Source organism: Actinacidiphila sp. bgisy160, assembly GCF_057707815.1.
In genome coordinates, this window is record NZ_JBYIQW010000117.1 from 1 (window position 1) to 4,518 (window position 4,518).

The window sequence follows — 4,518 nt, forward strand, 5'->3', positions numbered from 1 at the left end:
CGGCCCATGCCGGATCCTCGGCGAAGCAGAGCTGCAGCTCCACCTTCCAGTACTGCGGTTGCCGGTGGGGCGCGTCGCCGTCGCCGCCGGTGGCGTGGACCGCGAGCAGCCGCCCGAAGGAGAGCGCGGGCAGGTCGTCGTTCCAGTCCCATCGGCCCCATTCGGCGATGAAGCCGTCGCCGTCGGCCTCCTCGACGCCCTCGACCTCGATGGCGAGGAACTCGGCGAACGCCTCCCAGGCCGCGTCGACGTCGTGGACGGCGTCGGGCGCGGCGCCGTGGTGGCGCAGGGTCCGGGCGAGCTCTCGGCGGCGGATCGCCAGGGAACGGGCACAGAGGGAGGCTATCCCTCGTGCTCGTCGAGCCAGAGGACGATCCCGGTCACGCCGCCCAGGACGGCCGCGACGCCGGCGCGGACGGCGGCGGCGCAGCGGGCGGGGGTGAAGGTGGCGGGGTCGTACGTCGAGGACATGCCGAGGCCCTCGCCGCGGAACGACGCGCCGGACCAGTCGACGGCGGTGACGTTCGCGGTGGGCTCGGCCAACTCCGCGCCCACCACGAGGAACTGCTGGGAGAGGTGGTTCGGGGTGACCGTGGCGAGAGGGTCGATCAGGTCGTTGCCGGCGCTGATGACGAGGTCCGGGTGCATCTCCAGGGCCCGGGTGGCGCTGGGCAGGAGGTCGGAGGGGTGGTCGGCGACGACCGTCCTGAGGTCGACCTGCTCGGCCCCGGCCCACTCCTTGACCGCGGTCACGAGCGCCTTGGTGGGCCGGTCGTCGCCCGAGGTCAGCAGGACGACGCGGTAGCCCTTCGAGGGATGGACCCCTGACCAGGAGCCGGGGGCCGGCGTGGCGGTGGCCTCGGGGGCGGGCGGGTCGGCGCGGTCCACGAAGCCGGGACCGGGTGTGCCGACGGCGCTGGGCCGGGGGTGCGGTCGTGACCAGTCGTCGCCGGAGCCGCATCCGGTGAGCAGCGCGGCGGCCGCGGCCAGTGTGGCGGCGGCCCGAAGCGGGGGGCGCAAGGCGATCGACCTCCGGGTGGTGACAGGTGGTGCCGTCCTCATCCTGCAATCCCGTCTCCCTCACCTCCATCCGGAGGGCGCCGTTGTCGGACTTGTTTGCGCACGATTCGCCGACCGGCCGGTTCCGGTTCACCCATGACGTGCACGGTGCAGTGGCAACCTCAAGGAGCCACATGTCACATCGCCTCCGCCGCACCCTCGTCGGGATCACCGCGGCGGTGATCGCCATCCTGGGCCTCGGGCAGCAGTCCGCGCTCGCGCACGGGTTCACCTCGACCGTGTACGCGGACGTCGCCCCGGCCGGCGGAGGCCGCGTACGGACCACGTTGCAGCTCGAGTACGACCTCTTCGTGGTGTCCGCCGCCGACTACCAGCACGACGACGCGCTCTTCCGTGAGGGGACCGCCGCGTTCGACGCCGGCGACTCCGCCGCCCAGGCGGCGGCGCTGGCCGCGCACGTGAAGTCCGCCGTCGCGTACGCCACCGGGCGCTTCACGCTGAGCTCCGACGGCAAGACCTGCGTCCCCGCCCGGATTGGCGGCTTCACGATCGGCCGCCGGGAGGGTGTGCCGTACGCCACCCTCCGCCTGGACTGGGACTGCCCCCAGGGCGGGGACCGTGAGGTGCGCAGCGGGCTGTTCCCCGATTCCGAGGGTTACGTCAAGGGCACCAAGACGATCGTCACGTACGCGGTGGACGGCAGTTCGGGCAGTGCGGCCCTCGACGCCGAGCACCCGTCCTTCTCCATCGGCCAGTCCTGGTACGAGCGGTTCTGGGAGTTCTTCCGACTGGGCGCAGAACACCTCCTGACCGGGGTCGACCACATCCTGTTCCTGCTCGCCCTGATCGCCGGTTCGCGGCGGCCGCGCGAGATCGTGCTGGCGGCAACCAGCTTCACCCTGGCTCACTCGGTGACCTTCATGCTCGCCGCTCTGGGCGTGGTCGACGTGCCCGCGCGCGTCGTCGAGCCCGTCATCGCGCTGTCGATCGCCGTGGTCGCCGGCTGGTACCTGTGGCGGATCTGGCGGCGCGGCGACCACGCGACCGAGCTCGAGGCCCCCGGGCAGGGGCACTTCAGCCTGGACCGGGCCGGATGGACCCGCCTCGGCGTGGTGTTCTGCTTCGGTCTCGTCCACGGTCTGGGCTTCGCCGGCGCGCTGGGGATCGACGAGGCGTGGTCGTGGACCCTGCTGTGGTCCCTGCTGGTGTTCAACGTCGGCATCGAGGCCGTCCAGTTGGCGATCATCGCCGTCGTCTTCCCGCTGCTGCTCGTGCTGCGCCACCGCTCGGCGCGGGCCGGGCTCTGGGCCGCGGGGGCGATTTCCGCCGGGGTGTCCGTCATGGGGGTGGTGTGGTTCGTGCAACGAGTATCCGGATTCTGAGACTCCGTCCAGGGATAGCGCGAAGTTCAACTACGTCGTCACCCGCATTTATGTTCGCTTTACCTGCCGAGGTGAGCGTGGGGTCCTCCACTCGATGCACACATTTCGTGCACAGAAGGAAAAGACGAAAATGAGATCGAGCTACTCCTCGCGGAGCTCCGGGTCCGCGCGGCGCCGTGTGGCCACCGGGGCCACCGCGGCTTTCCTCGGCCTGACGGTCGCCCTCGGCAACGGGCTGGTGACGTCGGCGTCCGCCGCCGACACCGCCACGCTCAGCGGCATCGTCCTCGGTGTCGGCGCCAACGAGGCCCAGCGCACCGTGACGTGGTACTCCTCCGCCGACACGGCGCAGCAGATCCAGGTCGCCCCGACCGCGCAGCTGGTGAACGGCGAGTTCCCGGCCGGCGCCGCCGCCTTCGACGCCATCGGCGCGGCGAACATCGCCTCCAGCGGCGGCTACAACCGCCACGCGACGATCACCGGGCTGAAGGAGCAGACCCAGTACTCCTACCGGGTCGGCAGCGAGGGCAACTGGTCCTCCACCTACTCGTTCAAGACCCAGGACTTCGAGGGCGAGTACGACTTCCTGTTCTACGGCGACCCGCAGATCGGCTCGTCCGGCAACCTGGCGAGCGACCAGGCCGGCTGGCAGGACACGGTCGACGTCTCGCTGAAGGCCAACCCGAACGCCGAGCTCCTGGTGTCCGGCGGCGACCAGGTCGAGAGCGCCAACAACGAGTCCCAGTGGAACTCCTTCCTGGCTCCCGACGGTCTGCGCCAGTACCCGTGGGCCGCCACCATCGGCAACCACGACGTCGGCGGCAAGGCCTACGAGCAGCACTTCACCACCCCGAACACCGACCGTTCGGCCCCGTACTACGACAACGGGACTCCCGAGGGCACCAGGTCCGGCGGTGACTACTGGTACATCTACAAGGACGTTCTGTTCATCGACCTGAACAGCAACAGCTACAACTCCGCCAACGGCGGCGGTGACGAGGCGCACGTCAAGTACGTCACCGACGTCATCAACAAGCACGGCGACGAGGCCAAGTGGAAGGTCCTCGTCTACCACCACGCGATCTACTCGCCGGCCTCGCACGCCAAGGACGGCGAGAACAAGCAGCGCCGCAGGGACTTCCCGACCGTGTTCTCGAACCTCGGCGTGGATCTCGTCCTGCAGGGTCACGACCACAGCTACTCCCGCAGCTACCTGATCAAGAACGGTGCCAAGGAGAACCCGGCCGAGCAGCCCGGTGCCTCCGACGTGTACCCGGGCCCCGGTGGCGTCCTCTACGTGACGGCCAACTCCGCCTCCGGCTCGAAGTACTACGACATCACCAAGCCGGACAGCAGCGGCACCAGCGGTGACGGGAACGGCGCCGACCCGCTGAACCCGGGCAACTACTGGTACAACTCGGTCCAGAACCAGGAGCACGTCCGCACCTACGTCAAGGTGCAGGTGCGCAACGACAAGCTCGTGGTCGAGAACATCCGCAGCGGCGCCAACGGCCCCGACCAGCCGGTCGGTTCGCACGTCGACGACGTCACGGTGCACCCGTACCACGGTGACAAGCAGGACCTGCAGGTCAACGTCCCGAACCCGGCTCCGGGCGAGTTCGGCTGGACGATCGACGGCTACAACGGCCTGGTCGACCTCGGTACCGCCAAGGAGCAGAACGGCGACCACTTCGTCGCGGGCGGCAAGATCAACCCGATCCTCGTCTCCGACAGCCGCCGTTCACTCGCCCCGTGGTCGATCTCGGCCAACGTGGGCGACTTCAAGGACGCCGACAAGACCTTCTCCGGCTCCTACCTCGGCTGGACGCCGTACGTCCTGGACGGCGGCGCCGGTGCCGCGGCCGGTGACCCGGTGGCGTCCGGTTACGACGACCAGGGCAAGGGCCTGTCCGTCTCGCGTGGCCTCGGCTCCGCCGGGCAGGGCCACCCGCGCGGTTCCGCCAAGCTCGGCGCCGACCTGGATCTGAAGATCCCGGACAGCGTCGAGAAGGGCGGCTACCGCGCCACCCTCACGATCACTGCGCTGAGCAGCTGACCGTACCCGTTTGACGGCGGGGGGGGGGAAGCACCTGTGTTCCCCCCCCCCCCCCCCCCC

Annotated in this window: 3 protein-coding genes; 2 read left to right on the forward strand and 1 reads right to left on the reverse strand. The window is 70.0% G+C overall.

All coding sequences use genetic code 11. From position 1 onward, the window contains the following. Positions 1–342: 342 nt before the first annotated feature. Complete coding sequence (locus tag AC3EUJ_RS36995; RefSeq protein ID WP_431969362.1) at positions 343–1,020, reverse strand: type 1 periplasmic-binding domain-containing protein; 678 nt, start codon at positions 1,018–1,020, stop codon at positions 343–345. A gap of 173 nt (positions 1,021–1,193) precedes the next feature. Between AC3EUJ_RS36995 and AC3EUJ_RS37000 the strand changes: the two genes are divergently transcribed. Next, positions 1,194–2,402 carry a HupE/UreJ family protein gene (locus AC3EUJ_RS37000; RefSeq protein ID WP_431969364.1) on the forward strand — a complete coding sequence of 403 codons (1,209 nt, stop codon included), beginning with the start codon at positions 1,194–1,196 and terminating at the stop codon, positions 2,400–2,402. Between the two features lie 130 nt (positions 2,403–2,532). Further along, positions 2,533–4,458: a purple acid phosphatase family protein gene (locus AC3EUJ_RS37005; RefSeq protein WP_431969366.1), complete on the forward strand. Its 1,926-nt coding sequence runs from the start codon at positions 2,533–2,535 to the stop codon at positions 4,456–4,458. Positions 4,459–4,518: the final 60 nt, after the last annotated feature.